Source organism: Bacillus sp. P4_D3 (assembly GCF_056401855.1).
Map to the genome: position 1 here is coordinate 1 of NZ_JBFUIN010000776.1, position 1390 is coordinate 1390.

General features: G+C 34.2%; 2 protein-coding genes. Both read right to left on the reverse strand.

Features of this window, described 5'->3' with window-relative positions:
* A partial coding sequence (locus tag AC1DTM_RS26575) for a 5'-3' exonuclease (protein ID WP_477001291.1) occupies window positions 1-523 on the reverse strand: 523 nt, incomplete at its 3' end.
* A 132-nt stretch (window positions 524-655) separates the two neighbouring features.
* The gene (locus AC1DTM_RS26580) at window positions 656-1381 is read right to left on the reverse strand and encodes a P-type ATPase actuator domain-containing protein (protein ID WP_477001292.1); all 726 of its coding nucleotides are present in this window, start codon (window positions 1379-1381) and stop codon (window positions 656-658) included.
* Between the last annotated feature and the right edge of the window lie 9 nt (window positions 1382-1390).

The following is a 1390-nucleotide window of genomic DNA, read 5'->3' on the forward strand; positions in this document are numbered from 1 at the left end:
GTTCTACACCTTTCTCTTCCATGATTTTTTCCGGTGTGTAATACTCGTAATTTCCAATTCCTTTACGAAGAAGCATAACTGTAACATTCGTATCAACAAGTTGAAGTAAATCTGTATCACCTGTCAAAATATAAACTTCCGCTTCATTGCAATATTGTTTTGCAAGCGTACCGATGCAATCATCCGCTTCATAACCTTTCATACCGATTACAGGCATAGATAATTTCGCAGTCATTTCTTGCACTAAATCAAATTGCGGAATTAATTCTTCCGGCGGTGCTGCACGATTTGCTTTATAATTCGAGAAAGATTCCGTTCTAAATGTCGTACTTCCCATATCCCAGCACGTTACAATGTGCGTTGGTTCGATTGCTTGTGTTGCTGTTAATAAATGCTTCATATAACCATGAATCCCATTCGTCGGGGTACCATCTTGTCGTTTCATAAATTGTCCATATACACTTGTTGCGTAAAAAGCACGAAATAATAGTGCCATACCATCAACTAATAATACTTTTTTCATAATTCCTCTCCTACTAACAAAAAATAATAACCTCACGTTATCACGTAAGGTTATATATAGATTACCATTCTACGTTTTTGTTCAACTTTGTCTATTATACATTGTTTTTGTATATTTAGCATCATTAACACATTAAGACATTCTACCGCAACAAGTATGAAGTATTCCTGAATACGTATTTTTACCTGTCGAAACAACTACAGCCTTTGCATTTCCGTCAACAATATACGTACCTTTGAAACATACATTTTCAAGTTCAAGTGGATTATAGTCTTTCATCCGTTTTWATGGAATAAATCGTTTACGTTCAAGATGATAGCAACTTTCAAATTTCTCAATACTAGCATCGTTTCCTGTCAGCATAGATTCATTTACTAATAAATCATTTGCATAAATAATACGTACATCTGCTGGTACTGTATCGCCCTCTGCAAGAAAAATCATATCTCCAGGTACAAGCTCTTGTACTGGCAATTTCATCATTTTTAATTCATTGTTTAGCCCTGTTACGCTAGAGGCTTCTACTCTAGAAACAGTAACTGTTTCACATTTTAATTCATCATGCACATTTTGTTTTGAAAGACCTGGAATCATTCCACTTAGCTTCATCATTACTTCCGCAATACGCGCCCTTTTTGAAGTTAATTCATTTCGGCCGTATACTTGAATACGTTTTTGTGCCTCTTTCATAGATAGTCCGTCTCTTGTTGTTTTAAAATACGCAAATACAGATTTTACATCTCTTGTTGCGATTTCAATTAATAAATCTTTATTTTTTTGAAGCATTGTTTGTTCTTTCATTGCTTTTTTACTTAATTTATACGGAGTGTTACCCACACTTTTATTTACATATAACATATTATCGTC